Genomic DNA, 17,557 nt, shown 5'->3' with positions numbered 1-17,557 from the left:
CTTTGTCGCTTATTGAAGCTGGTACCCGATGACGATGAACCGCTCCGCGATCACTGCCACGGCCAGCACGAACGCGGGCACCGCGACGAACAGGATGCGCCTCCTCCTCCGCCTGGTCGCCTGGTCGCGGCCACGCAGGCGGACCACCTCGTAGCCGAACAGCGCGATCCACGTCAGGCCCAGCGCGGCCAGGCCGACCGGCGTCCAGGGCGAGGTCGGGTCGCTGCCGCCGGTCGGCACCCCCGGCTCGGGGATCTCGGCGCCCTCGGGGTAGGACCTCAGCGTGTAGACGGCCGCGTCCTCGCCGTTGAAGACCCGCTTGAGCTCCTTGCTGGCGTCGAGCGCGGCACGGAACCTCGGCGCCCAGTCGTGCGGGAAGCCGTGGTTGAGCTGCAGGTATCCGGCCTGCCCACGGGTGGCCACCAGATAGGTGTTGGGCGGCGACACCCGGAGTTTGTCGATCACCCAGCGGAGCTGGGCCGGGTTCTTCTCCACCAGCACCTGCTGGTAGGAGATCTTGTCGAAGTCGCGTTCGCCCCACGGGATGCTCGGGGTGACCTCCTCGCCGAGCAGCGGGACCAGGTACAGGACGCGGGCACTCGGCGTGTCGTGGTCGTAGATGTAGTGCATCGCCGCGACCTCGCTGGCCGAGACCCGCTCGAACTGCTCGTTGCCGTACCGCGCGACCAGGAAGACCATCGCCAGCACCATGGCGCACCCGGCGGCGAGCAGCAGCGAGATCCGCCGCGTCAGCTCCGGGTTGAACCGGATGTTGCGCCTGCGGATCGGCACCGTCTCCTCCGGCGCGTCCTCGGTGCCCGCGGGGAGGTTCGGGAAGAAGGCGTACGCGGCCAGGATGCAGGCGCCGGGCAGCGCGAACAGGTAGATGCGCAGGCCGATCTCGCCGCCGTAGTTCTGCAGGCCGAGGGCGAGCACCGGAACGCACAGCAGCAGCAGGGCCGCGCGGTCGCCGACGCCGCGCCGCAGGCGGCGGAACAGCCCGGCGGCGGCCAGCGTCAGGATGACGCCGCAGATGCCCAGGCGGGCCATGAGGACGAGCGCGTGCTTGGGATCGCTGCCGTCGATACGGTCGCCGGTGTTGCTCTGCAGGTTCTCCAGGATCCGGCCCAGACCGCCGAAGAGCTGGTCGATGTGCCCGCTCCAGAAGGTGACCGTCTGGTAGCTGATCCAGGCCAGCACCATCAGGCCCAGGAAGAAGGGCAGCCCCCAGCTGAGCGAGGAGCGCCGGAGCAGGATCAGGCCGGTCAGCGCGCCGAGCATCATGAACGGGGTGATCTGGTGCGAGGCGGTCGCGGTCGCGAACAGGCCGATCAGCACGATCAGCATGATGGCCCGGTCGTAGACGCCGGTGGAGTGGGGCAGCTCACCCGGCGTCAGCCCGTCCAGGCGGGCCAGCAGCCGCCGGATCGGCCCCTTGACCGGCATCGGTTTGTCGCGCGGCTCCACCTTGCCGAACCAGCGCAGCACGATCGCCACGAAGGCCAGGTAGATCGCGTACGTGAAGCCCTGGGAGGAGAAGTAGTCCTGGCCGATCCACTGCACGATGACGAACAGCAGCGCGGCGAACCAGCGGGCCCTGGTGGTGGCGACGACCTGGCGCAGGATCAGCACGAACGGCAGGAGGTAGAGCAGGTTCGACAGCAGCGGCGTCCACCGCATGATCGTCGTCAGGTCGGTGACCCCGGCGGCCTTGGTGACGAACCCCACCAGCGCGAAGAACCCCGGCCACGCCAGACGGGCGTCGAGGATGGCGGAGGCCTCACCGGTGCGGTTGATGTACTCCACGAAGCCCGCGTGGACGTAGGCCGTGTGGAACCTGGCCTCGTCCTCGATCAGGGCCGCCGCCCCGTGCAGCGCGAAGGTGATCGCCGCGATCTGGAAGAGCAGCAGGAACTTGCGGTCGGTGTTCTGCGCGATCGTGACGAAGAACGCGACGAGCATCAGCAGGATCGCGGCGAACGCGGTCGGCGGCATGGCCGAGATCAGGCCCACACCGTCGATCTCGGTCAGGTCGACGCCCCGCAGCGGGCCCGGCGCCACGCGCAGGGCCAGCACGTACATGATCAGGCCCTCGACGGTGAGCAGCGGCGGCAGCCACACCATGGCCGACCGCATCACGGTCTGCAGGCGCGAGGGCTTGGCGGTGGGCGTCGCGTCCGGGGGGGCCGTGGTGGCCACCGCGGATGGGGGCATGGCGCTGGTCGCCGGTACCGCCCTCCCGGCTCCCTTCGCCGTGCTCTTCCCGGAACCGGTTTCCGGGCTCCTCTGCGTGCCCTGTGGGGCCTGGTGGGTCGCAGGGGTTTCTGTGACCTCGGGGAGGGGCTTCGAGACTTCCAGGGGCTGCCTGGGCGCCCCCGCGGAGCTTTCCCGTGGCTCCTCACCGAGAAGGCCCGGTTCCGAAGGCTCCGAGGGGGCGGGGGATGCCGTGAGAGAGGACGCGGCCCGGCCGGGCAGGCGAATCTCCGTCGTGGTGTCGGCCCTGTCCTCGTCGCCGTCGTCGTTGTCCCCGTCGTCCTCGGGGCCCTCAGGGCGCGCGGGCGGGGGCTCGGCCGTCTCGGTTTCGGGAGCGTCGGCGCGGGACGGGGACATCGGGCGGAGGGGGAGCCGGATGACGGCGGTGACCTCGGGGTCGTCGTCGTAGGCGCTCTCCTCCGGAGAGCCGTCCGGCGTGTCGCTGTCGCTGTCGCTGTCGGTGGTGGTGTCGGTGTCGGTGTCGTCCGCGTCGTTCTGCGTGTCGTCACCGGTGACATCCGTGTTGCCCGGTGGCGTGGCGGCGTCGGCGTCAGTGTTGGGGTCGGGGTCGTCCGCGGAGTCCGGTGGCGTGTCGTCATCGGCAGCGTCGTCGACCGGCGCGTCGTCACCACGAGGGTCATCCCCCGGAGCCTCCTCGCCGCCGGACGTCTCGTCGGACGTCTCGCCGGGAGTCTCGCGGCCAGGAGCCTCACTGTCAGAAGTCTCGCGGCCGGGAGTCCCGTGGCTGGGAGTCTCACGGCCGGGAGTCTCGCCGTACGGACTCCTGCCGTACCGGCTCCCGCCGCCGGACGTCTCGCCGCCCGGAGCCTCGCCGTCGGGAATCTCGCCCGGGACCTCGTCGGGAGCCTCGTCGCCGGGCGCTTCGAGGAGCGCCGTGCCGGTGGGCTCGCCGTCGGACCCGGCCGAAGCCCCGTCCGAAGGCGCGGGGTGGGTGGGATCGATCTCCCCGACCTCGGCGGTTTCCGCCGCCCCCGTCGTCGTCACGTCATTACCTGCCCGTTGCCTCACGTCTAACATCATGGCGGCTACGCGGACCGGGGTGTGACGGGCTGCCACGGATATCCGTCATGTCCGGGTGCTTCGCGTACACCGGTGAAAAAGCGCTATCGCGGCCTCGTTCCAGCCAGGTGGTCCCCTCCCGGCGCCTCCGCCCCCGAGGGAAGGGGGGCGCCGGACGGTGCGGGGACCGCCGATCTCACCGGAGCGCGCCCCGCGCCGCTCCGGGGCGTACCCGGTCGTTCACGCCTGGCCGCGTACCCGGCGCAGACCGTATCTCGTGCGCCTGACGACGGCGTACCCCTTCGTCAGCATTCGTTCCCGCATGTAGATCAGCGGGACCTGGTTTCCCTCGACCGCCCGGCTGAACATCTTCATCGACGTGCCCTCGGCGACGGTGAGGCGCGGCAGCGCGAGCACGTCGTGCCGGTCGGCGGCGATGGCGTTGTTCACCGCGCAGGCGGCCCAGTATCCGGCCTTCCTGACCTCGCGCCGCACGCGCACGCTGGAGTAGCCGTACGGGTAGGCCATCGTCGAGACCAGGGAGCCGATCTTGTCCTCCAGCAGGGCCTTGTTGCGCCGTAGCTCCTGACGGAGCTCGTCATCGGGCAGCTGGTCGAGCTGGGGGTGGCTGTGGCTGTGCCCGCCGATCTCCATGCCGCACGAGGCGGCCTCGCGGGCCTGGCTCCACGACAGCATCGTGTCGAGGGGCCTGCCCGCCGCGTCCTTGCCCGCGTCGCTGACCCACCCGCTGGTCAGGAAGACCGTCGCGGGGAAGTCGTAGCGTTCGAGCAGGGGCAGTGCCTCGCTGTGGAAGTCGGCGTACCCGTCGTCGAAGGTCACCACGACCGGCCGCTCGGGGATGGAGCGGCCGTTGTTGTTGTGCAGCGAGGCGACCAGGTCGGCCACCGTCAGCGGCGTGAAACCGTTCTCCTTCAGGTAGGCCAGCTGCTCGGCGAAGGCCGAGGGACGTACCGCCAGCGGCTTCGTCTCGGCGTTGGGCCGGTCGGAGACAGAGTGGTACATCAGGATCGGTACGCGGATCATGCCGAACGCACCCGCTTCAGCTTCAGCCGTACGGAACCGACGACGTAACCCCAGGTCGTCCAGGCGAGGCCGACGACGATCGCCCCGGCCCTGCCGAAACCGGACGGGTCGCCCCGCAGGGCCTCGCCGACCCCGCGCAGCGCGCCCAGCGGCAGTGCCTTCAGCGCGTGAGCCCGCTCGCTCGACAGTCCGTCGCCCGCTCCCACGCTCTGGGCCACCAGTGCCTTGGACAGGCCCTCGGCGAAACAGCGCGAGCGGAAGTAGGCGAACGTCGAGCGTACGGGCGGCACCTTGTGGCCGATCACCGCCGCCGGTTCGAACAGCATTCCCGACCCCGGCATCCGCTGCGAGAGCCGGATGCAGAACTCGGTCTCCTCACAGCCCAGCGGGCGGGGCTTGCGCCCCTGCACGCTGCGCCCGATGCCGGTGTGGAACCCGCCGACACCGCCGATGACCTCCCGGCGGAAGGCCGCGTTGCCGCCCATGACGTTGCGGATCCGCGCCCGTTCCGTGGGCATGCCCAGATAGCTGCACCCCACGGTCCAGTCGAACTCGTGGGGATACCAGCCGGGCCGGTGCCCGATTCCCCACAGCGGCCTGGTCTGCCCGCCCACCCCCACGATGGTCGGGTCCTGGAAGCCCTCCTCCAGCGCTTCCAGCCAGCCGGGCTCCGCGACGGCGTCGTCGTCCAGATACGCCACGATGTCGCCGGAGGCGGTCGCCGCGCCGGTGTTCTTGCCACCGGACAGCCCCTTCTCCTGAGCGTTCTCCACCACGATCGCGCCGGGATACTCCTTCTTGAGCCTCAGGTGGAGATCCGGGTTGTAGTCGACGACCAGGATGATCTCGTGCGGCTCGCGCGTCTGGTTCTGGACCGACTCGACGGCCGCTCGGATGTCCTCCCAGCGGTCCTCGGTGTAGACGCAGATGACGACACTGCTTCTCATGACTACGCGGCGCCCTGGTCGGCGGCCGGAGGGGCGGCGGCCGGCTCGTGAACGACGGGAGCCGGGTTGCTCCGCCACTCGCGGATGATGGTCTTCAGCACCCGGATGCCGTCGCGCACGGCGTGCAGGTTGCTCTCGCCGTGGATGCGGCAGCGCTCGTGGCTGGGAACCTCGTGGACCTTGAGCCCGGCCTTGGCGGCGCGGACGTTCATCAGGGTCTCGATCTCGAAGCCGTCGCAGTCGAGGTTGAGGACGTCCAGGTGGCGGGCCCAGAAGGCGTTGTAGCCGTAGCACAGGTCGCTGTAGCTGGTGCCGTACATCCTGTTGACCAGCGCGGTGAGCGACTTGTTGCCGAACTTGCGGATGAACGTCAGGTCGTCGCTGCCGCCGCCGGACGCGTAGCGCGAGCCCTTGACGAAGTCGGCCCCGGTGACCAGCGCGCCCACGAACTGAATGATCTCGCGGCCGTCGGTGGAGCCGTCGGCGTCGATCATCACGATGATGTCGCCGGTGCAGGCGGCGAATCCGTCCGTCAGCGCGTTGCCCTTGCCCTTGCCCGTCTGGTGGACCACACGGACGTTGGGGCGCAGCTTCCTCGCCACGGCGACGGTGTCGTCCTTGGAGTTGCCGTCGACCAGGACGATCTCGTCGATCCACTGCGGCAGCGTCGCGAAGACGTGCGGAAGGTTCTCCGCCTCGTTCATGGCCGGTACGACGACGCTGACGGTGGGGGAGATCGCCATGTTGGGGGTGATGGGGGTGAACCGCTCGATGGGTGGCACCGCCCTCAGCGGTGGCTTCCTGTTGTTGTATTGCTTGGTGATCTCGGGGCTCATTGTGACGGATGTCCTTCCGGGCGGTCGGTCGTCAGTGGCGACTGTCGGACGGACCCGGGGCCATGGCCGATCGGGACGATCGGCGGAAACGGCGAATGCGATGAGGGATGCATGCGAGGGTCCTGGCGGGTGGTGTGATGATGAACGGAAGCGGGCTAGCCCACTCCCCATGGTTCCTTGACGACCGGAGTGCCTGATTGGTTCTGCGCGGGGGAGCGCATACGGCCGAAACCCTTCAGCACACGGTCAGCAAGCCTGTACAAATTCGGGCGATCTGTAACAATCGTTCGCGCCTTGTTGACCGGGGTGCGGCCGATCCAGTGGACGGCGGCGGCCGGGGAGGGACGCGACACGCGGCCTTCCGCGACGAAGAGGTCACCGCTCTTCAACCAGCTCTTGTACTCGCGCCCGCCCTTGCCCATGTCCACCTGCCGCAGCCCGGAGTTCGCGGCGTGCTCGGCCATGTGCAGGTGATGCATGATGCCGGGGGAGTAACGCGCGAACTCGGTGTCGTAGGCCGGGAACCAGCCCACCAGGGTCGTCGCCGTCCGGAGGCCGAAGTGACCGGCGACCGGCCTGTCCCCGGCGTAGACCATGGTCAGGACGCCCGCGAAACTCTCGGACCTCTCCGCGTGCATCTCGTCGAGCAACTGGACGATCCACGGCTGGGCGAAGCGGTCGACCCGGCCCGTCCTGCGGTACTGGTCGGACTTCCAGTTGGTGAGCGTGCGGAGCGTGCCCGGGTCGGCCGAGTACCACTCGAAGCGGATCTCGCCCTGCTCGCGGCCGAGCTTGCGCTCCTTGTAGCGGACCGTCTTGAGGTTCTTCGGCGAGTTGGCCCTCACCTGCTCGATGTAGGTCTCGAACCCCACGCTGAGGTCCATCACCGGAGCCGGTCGCACGTCCGACTCGTACGGCGCGAACGTCGGCTGGCCGGGAACCAGGTGGTCGAAGTCGAAGACGGAGAGCTTGCAGGCGCGCAGCAGGGTCCGGACGTCCAGCTTGAGGCCGGAGACCGCGATCAGTCCGTGGCAGGTGGTCAGGAAACCGCCGAGAGGCTTGCCGATCCCGAAGCTGTGGCGCTCGTAGGGGAAGAACCCCACGATCTTGCCGCCGTCCTGGATGACCGCGACCCGGACGTAGTCACGCAGCCGCCCCATGGCGAGGGTGAACTCCACGGAGAGGAAGGGGTTGTCCAGCGACGGATCCGCCACCTGCAACTCCCGCCATCGCGAGATCTCGGGCTCCCCGAGGTCTCCTGGGCGAACGATGACGATGTTCACCTTGACCTGGCCCCCTGTTCGGTCTGCAAGCTCCCGCCCCCCCGATACAACACGCGTAGTACGTAGATGAAGCCACCGAGCACCGCGATGGTCGCGACTCCGGCACGGGGCGACCATGCGTCAAAGGTAAGCATGGCAGCGGCCAAGAGAACGTTCACAACCAGGCTCGCCGCCGCACCCACTGATAGTGCCGCAAGCGGGTCACGATCACGCAACAGTCCTACCACCGCAGCGCCCGGAACAACCAATAGGAACAGGGGCGTAAGGATCAAGCGTAACGGAGTGTCGATGTCGGCTAAAGCGATCACAGCCCCCGCGACGCACGCGAAGGTGAGTGCCCATCTGAGCACCCTGCGGTTGATCGACATCTCCGAGCTCCTGTAGGTAATGATGTGACTGATCGCGCCTTTCATGTGACCAATCACTCAGCATGGACGTCAATGCCGACGCTCGGCACGAGTCCATGGTTTACCGGATCCCTGAGAGAAGTCTCGGTGTTAGGTAAAACGGGATGCGGGAGTCAGCCCGTCGCCCCCTCGGAGCTCGCCCCGGCGGAGGGGGTCGGCGTCGGCTCGGGAGCCGGGTCGTCGGGGGGCGCGGGGGCGTCGGGTTCAGGACTTTCCCACGAGATCGCGCATCCGGCGTTGCCCCCGGCGGACTTGAACGCGACCCGTCCCGTGCCGCTCTCCGACGGATCCTTGGCAGTGACCCAAATCACGCTTCTCGCGCCCGCCTTCAACCGCCCCTGGGCGGGGTGCACGTCGAGCCCGCCGGAGGTGGTCGCCGACCACGAGACCGTGGCGTCGCGGGCCGCGAGCCGGATCTGCCCGGCGCCCTCCCCGATGTCTCCCGGGCACGAGACGCTCAGCCGACCGGCCGCGGGCGGCGTGGTGGCGGTACGGGTGGGGCGGGGCCGTCCCGTCGTGGGGGCGCGGCTCGGTGCCGGTCGCGCCGCGGTGGCGGTGGCGGTGGGGACGGGGGTCTCGCTCTTTCGGCTTCTCCTCGGGGTGGGTGTCGGCACGGCTTCCAGGTCCTCCGGGTCCTCCAGCAGGGGGTCGGGCTCCGGTGCGGGGCCGGGCTCCAGCGTGATCAGCGCGGGTTCCGTCCCCGGCGCGGTCTGGGGGTCCCTCAACGCCCCTCCGGCCAGATCCTGCCCGCCCACCACGACCACCGCCCCGGTGGCGGCCAGCACGCACACCGCCGCCAGCAGCACCGGCCCCCTGCGCCCGCGCCGCCTCCGCCGCTGCGCGGGCAGCGCCTCCGTCCCCCGCTTCCCGTCGCCCGGGAGCGACGGCGTACGCCGGACCTCGCCGCCGTCCTTCGCCGATGACGTACGCCATGCCTCGGTGCTTCCCGCCGGTGGTGTGCGCCGTGCCTCGGGAGCCTCCGCGGGTGGAACGTGCCAGTCGTCGCCGCCTCCGCCCGGCGGGGTGTGGCGGGCCTCGTCATCCGCCTGCCATGATGCCTGCCACGCCTGGTCGTCCGCGGGCGGTGTCGCGTCCCACGCCCGGTCGGTTACCGGCGGTGTCGCACGCCATGGCTCGCCGTCCGGAGACGGTGTCGCGCGCCACGGCTCGTCCTCGGTGAGGCGGCCAGGCCACGCCTGGTCGTCCACGGACGGTGCCGGCCAGATCCCGGTCTCCACCGGTGGGGGTGTGCGCCACGCCTCGTCGTCCGCGGGCGGTGCCGGCCACGCCTCGGCGTTCACGGTCGGCACCGGCCACGCCTCGGCGCTCGCCGCGGGTTCCGGCCAGACCTCGCTGTCCACGGGTGGCGGCGTGTGCCGCACCCCGTCGTCCGCCGGTCGTGACGCGTGCCGGGTCCCGGCGTCCGTCCACGGCGCCGCGCGCTCGGGCTCGCCGTCCGTGGGCGACGCCATCACGTACCGAGGCGCCGGCCCGCTCTCCGCGTACCGCGCTCCTGTTGTCCCCGTCGTCCCCGTCGTCCCCGTCGCCTCCGTCCCGGACGGCCACGCCCTCGCGTCCGCGGCCGGTGTTCCCGTGTCCGAGGGGGGCGCCGCGTGCCGGGAGCGGGTGCCCGAGGGAGGTGTGGACCCTTCGCCCCTGGAGGTTCCCTCGTCGCGCGCCCGCCTGCCGCCCTTCCTCCCGCCCCATCGGCGGCCCCCCGTACGCCGTTCGGCGGCCGTGGGGAAACCGGCCTTGTCGAAGCCGTTCCCGGCCACGATGGCGGCGCGCTCCTCGCGCGACTCCGGGTTCACGCAGGTCTCGATCACCCGGCGGCGCAGGGAGAGCGGCGGGTAGGCCAGGGGGAGCAGGTCCAGCAGCCGTCCGGCCGAGACGTGCCGGTCCCTGCGCTCGACACAGACCTCGCAGCGGCCGATGTGGGCCGACAGCCGCCTGCGCAGCATCGTGGTGAGGGGACCCTCCCACGAGTCCACCATCGCCGACAGGTCGGGACAGTGCGCCCGGCCGACCTTGGCGAGCACCACGGCGGCGGCCGCGTTCTCCAGGTGGTCGCGGGCCCGGCCGAGCCTCGCCGTGACCTGGCGGGAGGTCAGCCCCAGCACCGCGCCGACCTCACCGCTGCCGAGGTCGTGGCGGAGCGACAGTTCGAGCACCTCGCGCTCCTGCCCGCTCAGCTCCGCCATCGCCTCGTGGACCAGGGCCGCGAGCTCCCGCTCGGCCGGGTCGTCGTGGATGTCGGGCGGCGGCGCCGACCCCTGCGGGCCGCCGCGTCCCCCGTCCGCGCACCGGATCCGTACGAGCGCGTACAGCCACGCGCGCAGGCGGCCGGGCTCGCGCAGGCGGTCCACGCTGCCCTGGGCCGTGACCAGGGCGTCGTGTACGGCGCCGGCGGCGGTCTCGCGGTCGCCCAGCAGCGAGTGGGCGTAGTCGTTGAGACGTTCGGCATAGGAGTCGTAGAGGCTCGCGGGCGCCGTTGTGTCGGCACGCCGCAGCGCCTCAACAAGTTGTTGATCGTCGGTTCGGCCGACGGTCGGCCATCCGGGCACGGACATTCCTCCCCCGCGAGACGGGCTCGTTCACGGGTTTCACCACTCACCCGTTCCAGCCCACACGCGTAGGACGTCACCTCCCCGCAACCGGTTGACCAAAGAGGTCGATATCATGCCGACACGGTATGACCTGGGAAAACTGATACGGCTGGTACCAATGTGGCGCCAGCCGTACAGGATGAAAGTGATGCGGGAGAGTCAGCAGTTGGGGGCGCAGAGCCGGCGTGACATGCCCTCCAGGAAGAACTTCCTGACCTCCAGGACGTCCTTGGCGATGTACGCGTCACCGCCCGTCGCCTTGGCCAGGGCGTCCATCTGGCGCTTGCCCTTGGGGGCGTCGGGGCCGAAGGCGATGATCAGGACGCTCACCGGCTTTTCCGGGTTGAACTGGTCCCTGAGCCGCTTCAGGATCTGCTGGTTGCTGATCCCGCCGTCCGGGTCGTCGTTACCGGCCCCGTCGGTGAGGATCAGCACCGTGTTGATCTTGTCGCTCTGGTACTCGTCGGTCATCTGCTCGTAGGCGGCGGCGAGGGTGTCGTTGAGCCCGGTGTCGCCGGTGGACCTGGCCTGGGTCGAGATCAGCCTCTGGTTGAGCACGTCCCTGCGCAGGGCGCCGTTGACGTCCTGGGTGAGCGGCCCCACCGGAACCGTCTCGCGGTAGTCGACCCCCCGGCCGTTGAGATGGGTGGAGAACTCCCACAGCCCCAGCTCACTCTTGACGGGGAAGAGCTTCATCCCCTCGACGGCGATCCTGGTGATCGCCTGCATCCGGGTCAGGCCGGTGCCCGGCACGGGAAGGGCCATGGTCCCCGAGACGTCCAGCAGGGTGAGGAGCCTGGAACCGAGCTTGATCCGGGACCAGGTCTGGGACATCCTCGCGACGGTCTTGCCGTCGGGTGGCTCGATCGCCTGCGGGGCCTTGGCCTGGAAGCCGGCGGAGCCGGAGATCGCCTTGCCGCCCTTGCCGTCCGGGGTGCGGAATCCCTGCTCCTGCAGCGTCTTCTTGGACGCCTCGCTGCCCAGCTCCTTCTGGAACGCCTCGGCGGCCTTGCGTACGGCGGCGTCCTGGGCGGTGATCACCACCGGGTAGTCGAGGTTGATGGTCCCCTCGGCCGGATAGAGCGGCACGGCCGGGACCTCGGGCTTCTTGACCTTGTTGAACGCCCAGATTCCCTGCTCCGAGGAGATGCCCAGCGGGGCCTTGCTGCCCTGGACACCGAGGCTGGACAGCAGCGCGTCCTGGTCGCGGACCGTCGACGTCGATCCCGACAGGCTCTTGAGCGCGCCGACCAGCTGCTCCTCGCCCGCCCCCGAGGCCGTGGCCACCCCGGCGGCGGCCAGGAGCGCGCCGAGCCCGGCGGCGTTGAGCGAAGGGTCCAGCACGAGCACGCGCACCTTGCGGCCGGGGCCGTCCACGTTGGCCACGTTGGCGGCGTTGATCATGCCGCCCCAGCTGGCCTCGCCGAAGCTCTTCTTCAGGTTCGGCACCACCGAGCCCGAGGCCACCATGACGATGGGGGAGTGGGCGATGGACGCGCCCGCCTCGGGCACCTCCTGGTTCCTCGCCCGCAGGTTCGTCACCCACAGCTTCGAGTCGGGGACCCACATGTCCATCGCGGCGGCCTTGCCACCGCCGAAGGAGGAGGCCACGGTCGCCGAGGTGCCCTTGGCCACCGTGACCGCGGCGCATCTGCCGTCGACGTCGTGAGCCGCCTTGTTGAAGCGCCCGGCGATCTGGGACAGGGCGGGCTGGATGTCCGGGGAGGCGGTGATCCGCAGCGGGAGCGCCTCACCCGAGCACCCGCCGTCGCGGTCGCGGTTGATGACCACGAACGCGGCGACGCCGAGCAGCACCGCGAGGGCGACGGACCCGGCCAGCGGGACCAGCACCTTGCCGCGCCCCCCGCGCCTGCGTCTCGGCTGCGGTTCCTTGTACGGGGTGTAGCCGTCCTCGAGTTCATCCGTCCGGTGACGTCCGCCCACGATGTCCTCTTCGGTGTCGATGTCATGGAGCTAGCGGGTCACCCTATCGGGAGGTCGTCCGCAATATTCACGGAACTGTACTTGGAATGGTTACTGGGGCAAAAAACACATTTCGGTACTGCTGTTACTGTATGTGTTGATCATGAAACCCTGTGTCCGTGAAGGCGGCCGACGGCCGGTGGTGATGAAGATCGCCTGGTCGGGCGGCGGAAACAATGAAAGATCGGCACGGGAAACAAATGATCAATGGCCGGGGGAACGGGTGATCGGCGACGGTGAACGGATGGTCGGTGGTTGAAGGGGCCGACGGTAAACGGGCCGATGTGTTAGATGGGGACGACGGCTGGAGAGGTGGCGGTAAACGGGTGATCAGTGGCAGCAGGAGTGCCCGCGCCACGCCCTGAACCCCTCTCGCGCCGCCACCGCCGCCAGCAGAACCGCCATGGTGGGATCGATCCACCACCACCCGACGGAGTTCAGCGCGAGCCCGGCCAGAACCCCCGCCGCGAGCAGGGCGCACATGAGGTTCTGTGTCCCCTCGCCCGCGGTCGCCGTCGAGTGCAGCCGGACACCCAGTCGCCGCTTGGCCGTCCCCAGGAACGGCATGCCGACCACGCTGGCCGCCGTCACCACGATCCCGAGCACGCTCGGCACGGCCCGGTGACCGGCGTCCAGGTCGTACGCCACGTGCAGCACCAGGTAGGGGGCGAGGATCCAGAAGCTGATCGCCACGGCCTTGCGGGCCCGCTCCTCGGCGTACGCGGAACCGGTCCTCGTCCCGGTGAACCGCCAGACCACGATCAGGCTGGCCGCCGCCTCCACCAGAGCCGACGCGCCCCAGCCGATGAGGGCGACCGAGTGCGCCCCCAGACCGGCGGCGATGCCGAGCACGCTCTCGGCGCCCAGCCAGACCAGGGTGACCAGGGAGAGGGTGCGGGCCCTGCGGGCGTCACGGAACCACTCGGCGCTCGGCGGCGCCAGCACGATCTGATCGGTCACGACGGTCTCCGGGTACCCGCTCGACGACTCTCGGTAACCTATACGTCGCAGGGTGCCGAAAGGCGGGGAAGGAGCGAAACTCCTCACGGTGGCGGCGTGCTCTCGCGCGGCGGTCGCCGCAGGAGAGCGGTAGGGCCTCGCGGGCGGGCGAAAGTCCGCTGCCGCGTGGTGGTCATGCCGCAAGATGGACCTGTCCAGCAGATCGTCGGAGGGAAGTCCGTGCCGTTCACGCCCAGTCACGTCGCGGCCGTGCTGCCGCTGATCTCCTCGGAGCGGACGCGCCGGTTCCTCGACCCCTGGGCCCTCGCCCTGGGCGCCATGGTGCCCGACCTGCCGATCTTCTTCCCCTTCCTGCCCGACTACATGATCTGGCACTCCCTCAGAGGCGTTCTCACGATCGACCCGTTCGCCGTCGTGGTGCTGCTCGCCGTCTTCCACCTGGTGCTCCGCGACCCGTTGACCGCGCTCCTGCCCCCCACCCTCGCCGGGCGCGCCGCCTCACTGACCCCCGGTATGTACGGGCCGCGGCGGCTGCCCGCCGTGATCGCCGGAGGTGTCGTGGGCGCCCTCACCCACAAGGTCTGGGACTCCTTCACCCACTCGTACAGCTCGGCCCTGTGGGGCTGGAGCTGGCTGGACGTCCGGGTGGCGGGAGTGATCTCCCTGTTCCGCCTGCTGCAGTACACCTCCACCGTGGTCGGCCTGGCGATCGTCCTCTGGTGGGCCTGGCGCGGACTGGCCGGGATGGAGCCGAGGCCGGTGCCCGAGCGGTTGCTCCTGCCCGCGGGCGAGCGCGGTGCCGTGCTCCTGGCCACCGCCGTGTCGATCCCGCTGGGCGCGATCGCCTGGTCGGTGGCCTTCCCCGCGGGCAGCAAAGTCGAGCTCGTGACGAGACTGGGCGCGGGGGTGATGGTCGGCTGCTCCGCCATGCTGCTCGTCTACGCTCTGATATGGCAGCTCAGGCGGGTCATGGCAGTATTCGAGGGTGCCTGAAGCCATCGACCCCCACCTGGCCGACTACGCCAACCTGCGTGACGTCGAGCTGCGCAAGAGCATGGAGGCCGAGCACGGCCTCTTCATCGCCGAGGGGGAGAAGGTCATCCGCCGCGCCGTCGCGGCGGGCCACCCCGTGCGTTCCGTCCTCCTCACCTCCCGCTGGGCCGAACCCCTCGCCGACCTCCTCGGCCCGCTCGGCGACCGGGTCCACGTCGTGGACGACGCCGTCATGGAGGAGGTCACCGGATTCCAGGTCCACCGAGGCGCCCTCGCCGCCATGGAACGCCTTCCCCTTCCCGGGGTGCGGGATCTCCTGTCCGGCAGGGCCGCTCCCGGCGATGGAAGGCACCCCACCCAGGCAGCGCCCGATCCCGAGGCCGCCGAATTCACGGCACGTTCCCCGCGCGCTCCCACGACGGGTTCCGCCCGCGAGGACGTCGGATCCACGGCGCGTTCCTCGCGCGCTCCCGCGACGGGTTCCGCCCGCGAGGACGTCGGATCCACGGCGCGTTCCTCGCGCGCTCCCGCGACGGGTTCCGCCCGCGAGGACGTCGAGCCCGTGGCGCGGACCGGCTCACCGCCCCGGCGCATCCTGGTCCTCGAAGACCTCGTCGACCACGGCAACGTCGGTGCCATCTTCCGCTGCGCCGCCGCCCTCGGTGTGGAGGCGGTGATCCTCTCACCGCGCTGCGCCGACCCTCTTTACCGGCGCTCGGTGAAGGTCTCGATGGGAGCGGTCTTCGCGATCCCGTACGCCCGCATGACCGACTGGTACGCGGGCCTGGCCGACCTGCGCGCGGCGGGCTTCCAGACGCTGGCCCTCACCCCGGACCAGTCCGTCACGCCTATAGACAGGGTCACCATGGCCGACCGGGTGGCGTTGCTGCTCGGCTCGGAGGGGGACGGGCTCTCCTCCCGCTGGCTGCGTGAGGCCGACGAGGCGGTCTGCATCCCGATGAGCCCGGCCGCGATGGGCATGGGCGTCGACTCCCTCAACGTGGTAGCCGCCGCCGCCATCGCCTGCCACGGCCTCATGCGCACGAGCTGAACTCCTACGGCAGGGAGAGGAGATAGTCCGGCCAGTTGCGGTGGTGGCTGATGTCGGGGGCCTGCTCGGTGGCGTACGGCTCGCAGAGGAAGCCGTGCACCGCGCGGCCGTCGGCGAGTTCGATCGTGCCGAGGCCGAGGGGTGAAGTGGTCCGCGTCAGCAGGATGCCGAGTGCCGAGGGGCTCAGGTCGTACAGCTCGACTTCTACCGGGACCCCGCCGGAGGTCGAGCGGACCAGGCCGGGGCGTGGTATGTCGCCGTCGTTCAGGGCGTAGAGGTGGTAGAGGGGGGCGGTGAGGGCTGTTCCCAGGCCGGTGGCTCCCAGGGAGGTGAGCTGACCGTGCAGGGGCTGACCCGAGCGGTGCGCACCGACCACGGCGAGTATCGGCCGTGTGGCGGGGATACCGGCGGAAGGAGTGACCACCGCCGGTTGTGGATCCGAGGTGGGGACGGCTGCCGGTCGCGCGTACGGGACGGGGGTGGCCGTTGGCGGGCCGTCTGGGAGGAGGGTGGCGGTTGGCCTCCCGTCTGGGAGGGGGGTGGTGGTTGGGCGCGTGTTCTGGGCCGGGATCGTGGGGGTGTCGGTTGGGGCGTGGAAGGTGGCGGCGAGGGCGGCGAGGAGCTCGTCGGAGCCCGCCGGGCCCAGGAAGGTGACGCCGTGGGGGCGGCCGGTGGTCGTCGTGCCGGCGGGTACGGAGATTCCGGCCAGGTCGAGGAGGTTGGTGAAGGTCGTGTAGTGGCCGAGGATCGCGTTGCGTTCGATCGGGCTTTCGAGCATCTCCGCGACGGTGAAGGTCGTGGGTACGGTCGGGACCGCGAGGACGTCCATCGAGGCCCACGCCTCCCGGGTCTCCGCGTCCAGCGCGCGCAGGCGGTGGAGCCCCTCGAAGGCGTCCACGGCGCTGAGCGCGCCGCCGCCGGACAGCACCTTCAGGGTGACCGGGTGAACCTCGCCGGGGTTGCGGGCGACGAAGTCGCCGACCGCGGCGAGCCGTTCGGCGAGCCACGGCCCCTCGTACAGCAACCGTCCCGCGGCCAGGAACGGGGCGAGGTCGACGAGGACGAGCCGGTGGCCGAGGCCGGTGAGCCGTTCCGTCGTCTCCGCGAAGGCCGCCTCGGCGGCGGTGTCGCCGAAGAAGTCCGGCAGAAGCGGTATCCCGATCCGCAGGGGACGCGCGGAAGGCGGCACGCGACCGGGGACGGGGAGTGCGCGCGACCAGGGGTCGGCGAGTTCGAAGGCGGCGATGACGGACAGGACGGCCAGGCCGTCGGCGGCCGAGCGGGCGAAGACGCTCGGACAGTCCAGTGACGCGCACGCGGGCACCACGCCGAGCGTACTGACCAGGCCCCGGCTCGGTTTGACCCCGACGGTGCCGGTGAGCGCGGCGGGCACCCGGCCCGACCCGGCCGTGTCGGTGCCGATGGCGAACGAGACCAGGTCCGCGGCCACCGCCACCGCGGAGCCCGAGCTGGACCCACCGGAGATGAGGCCCGGCAGCAGCGGCGACTCGCACGCGCCGTACGGGCTGCGGGTGCCCGACAGGCCGGTGGCGAACTGGTCCAGGTTGGTCTTGCCGACGAGGAGGGCACCCGCCGCGAGCAGCCGTTCCACCAGCGGCGCGCCGCGTTCCGGGACGTAGGAGTAGGCAGGGCAGGCCGCGGTGGTAGGCAGCCCGGCCGCGTCCACGTTGTCCTTGACCGCGAACGGGACGCCGTAGAGCGGCGGGCGGGTCTCCGGATCCGGCCAGCGACGGGCCAGATCGGCCGCGTCGCCGAGCAGGTCCGCCGCCGGGCGCAGGGTGATCCACACGTGGTCGTCACCCCGCGCCGCGATCCGCGCGAGCACCTCCCCGGCGACGTCGGCGGGGCGGACCGTCCCGGCGCGGTAGAGGGCGGAGAGGCTCTCCAGGTCCAGGCGGAGCGGGCTGTTCGTGCTGTCCGTGCCGGCCAGGGTGGGGTGGGACATGCTGTCCGGATCAGGCGGAGGGTGCATGTGCCTTTCCTGTTGTGTAGGTGGTTCCGGTGTTACGCGCTGCTCGGTGCGAGGGTGCGAGGGTGCGAGGGTGCGAGGGTGCGAGGGTGCGAGGGTGCGAGGGTGCGAGGGTGCGAGGGTGCGAGGGTGCGAGGGTGCGAGGGTGCGAGGGTGCGAGGGTGCGAGGGTGCGAGGGTGCGAG

11 protein-coding genes are annotated in these 17,557 nt (G+C 70.7%); 2 read left to right on the top strand and 9 right to left on the bottom strand.

Going from position 1 to position 17,557, the window contains the following annotated elements:
* Window positions 1-9: 9 nt before the first annotated feature.
* From ABD817_RS10565 to ABD817_RS10530, 8 genes are all read right to left on the bottom strand, one after another.
* Window positions 10-3,258, bottom strand: coding sequence for a hypothetical protein (locus ABD817_RS10565; protein ID WP_344917625.1), 3,249 nt, complete (start codon window positions 3,256-3,258; stop codon window positions 10-12).
* Between the two features lie 255 nt (window positions 3,259-3,513).
* Entirely contained in the window at window positions 3,514-4,317 is an 804-nt protein-coding gene (locus ABD817_RS10560; RefSeq protein ID WP_344917624.1) for a polysaccharide deacetylase family protein, read from the bottom strand.
* Entirely contained in the window at window positions 4,314-5,264 is a 951-nt protein-coding gene (locus ABD817_RS10555; protein ID WP_344917623.1) for a glycosyltransferase family 2 protein, read from the bottom strand. Before ABD817_RS10555 ends, ABD817_RS10560 begins: the two co-directional genes overlap by 4 nt.
* Window positions 5,265-5,266: 2 nt before the next feature.
* Complete coding sequence (locus ABD817_RS10550; RefSeq protein ID WP_344917622.1) at window positions 5,267-6,100, bottom strand: glycosyltransferase family 2 protein; 834 nt, start codon at window positions 6,098-6,100, stop codon at window positions 5,267-5,269.
* Window positions 6,101-6,255: 155 nt separating this feature from the next.
* Entirely contained in the window at window positions 6,256-7,383 is a 1,128-nt protein-coding gene (locus tag ABD817_RS10545) for a GNAT family N-acetyltransferase (RefSeq protein ID WP_344917621.1), read from the bottom strand.
* Window positions 7,384-7,903: 520 nt separating this feature from the next.
* Window positions 7,904-10,354, bottom strand: a complete 2,451-nt coding sequence (locus ABD817_RS10540) for an RNA polymerase sigma factor (RefSeq protein ID WP_344917620.1) — start codon at window positions 10,352-10,354, stop codon at window positions 7,904-7,906.
* Between the two features lie 201 nt (window positions 10,355-10,555).
* On the bottom strand, window positions 10,556-12,340 hold the full coding sequence (locus tag ABD817_RS10535) for a substrate-binding and VWA domain-containing protein (RefSeq protein ID WP_344917619.1): 1,785 nt from the start codon (window positions 12,338-12,340) through the stop codon (window positions 10,556-10,558).
* Between the two features lie 369 nt (window positions 12,341-12,709).
* Window positions 12,710-13,339, bottom strand: coding sequence for a cation diffusion facilitator family transporter (locus tag ABD817_RS10530; RefSeq protein ID WP_344917618.1), 630 nt, complete (start codon window positions 13,337-13,339; stop codon window positions 12,710-12,712).
* A gap of 219 nt (window positions 13,340-13,558) precedes the next feature.
* Here ABD817_RS10530 and ABD817_RS10525 point away from each other — a divergent pair, with 219 nt between their 5' ends.
* Complete coding sequence (locus ABD817_RS10525) at window positions 13,559-14,332, top strand: DUF4184 family protein (RefSeq protein ID WP_344917617.1); 774 nt, start codon at window positions 13,559-13,561, stop codon at window positions 14,330-14,332.
* Window positions 14,325-15,383, top strand: coding sequence for a TrmH family RNA methyltransferase (locus ABD817_RS10520; RefSeq protein ID WP_344917616.1), 1,059 nt, complete (start codon window positions 14,325-14,327; stop codon window positions 15,381-15,383). Before ABD817_RS10525 ends, ABD817_RS10520 begins: the two co-directional genes overlap by 8 nt.
* 4 nt (window positions 15,384-15,387) lie before the next feature.
* On the opposite strand, the gene atzF is transcribed toward ABD817_RS10520, so the two are convergent.
* A complete protein-coding gene (gene atzF / locus ABD817_RS10515; RefSeq protein WP_344917615.1) occupies window positions 15,388-17,376 on the bottom strand; it encodes an allophanate hydrolase in 1,989 nt (662 codons plus the stop codon).
* Window positions 17,377-17,557: the final 181 nt, after the last annotated feature.

It is taken from the genome of Streptosporangium oxazolinicum, from assembly GCF_039537505.1.
GTDB classification, from domain to species: domain Bacteria; phylum Actinomycetota; class Actinomycetes; order Streptosporangiales; family Streptosporangiaceae; genus Streptosporangium; species Streptosporangium oxazolinicum.
The sequence above is the reverse complement of the archived record's forward strand: the minus strand, read 5'-3'. Positions and strand labels throughout refer to the sequence as shown.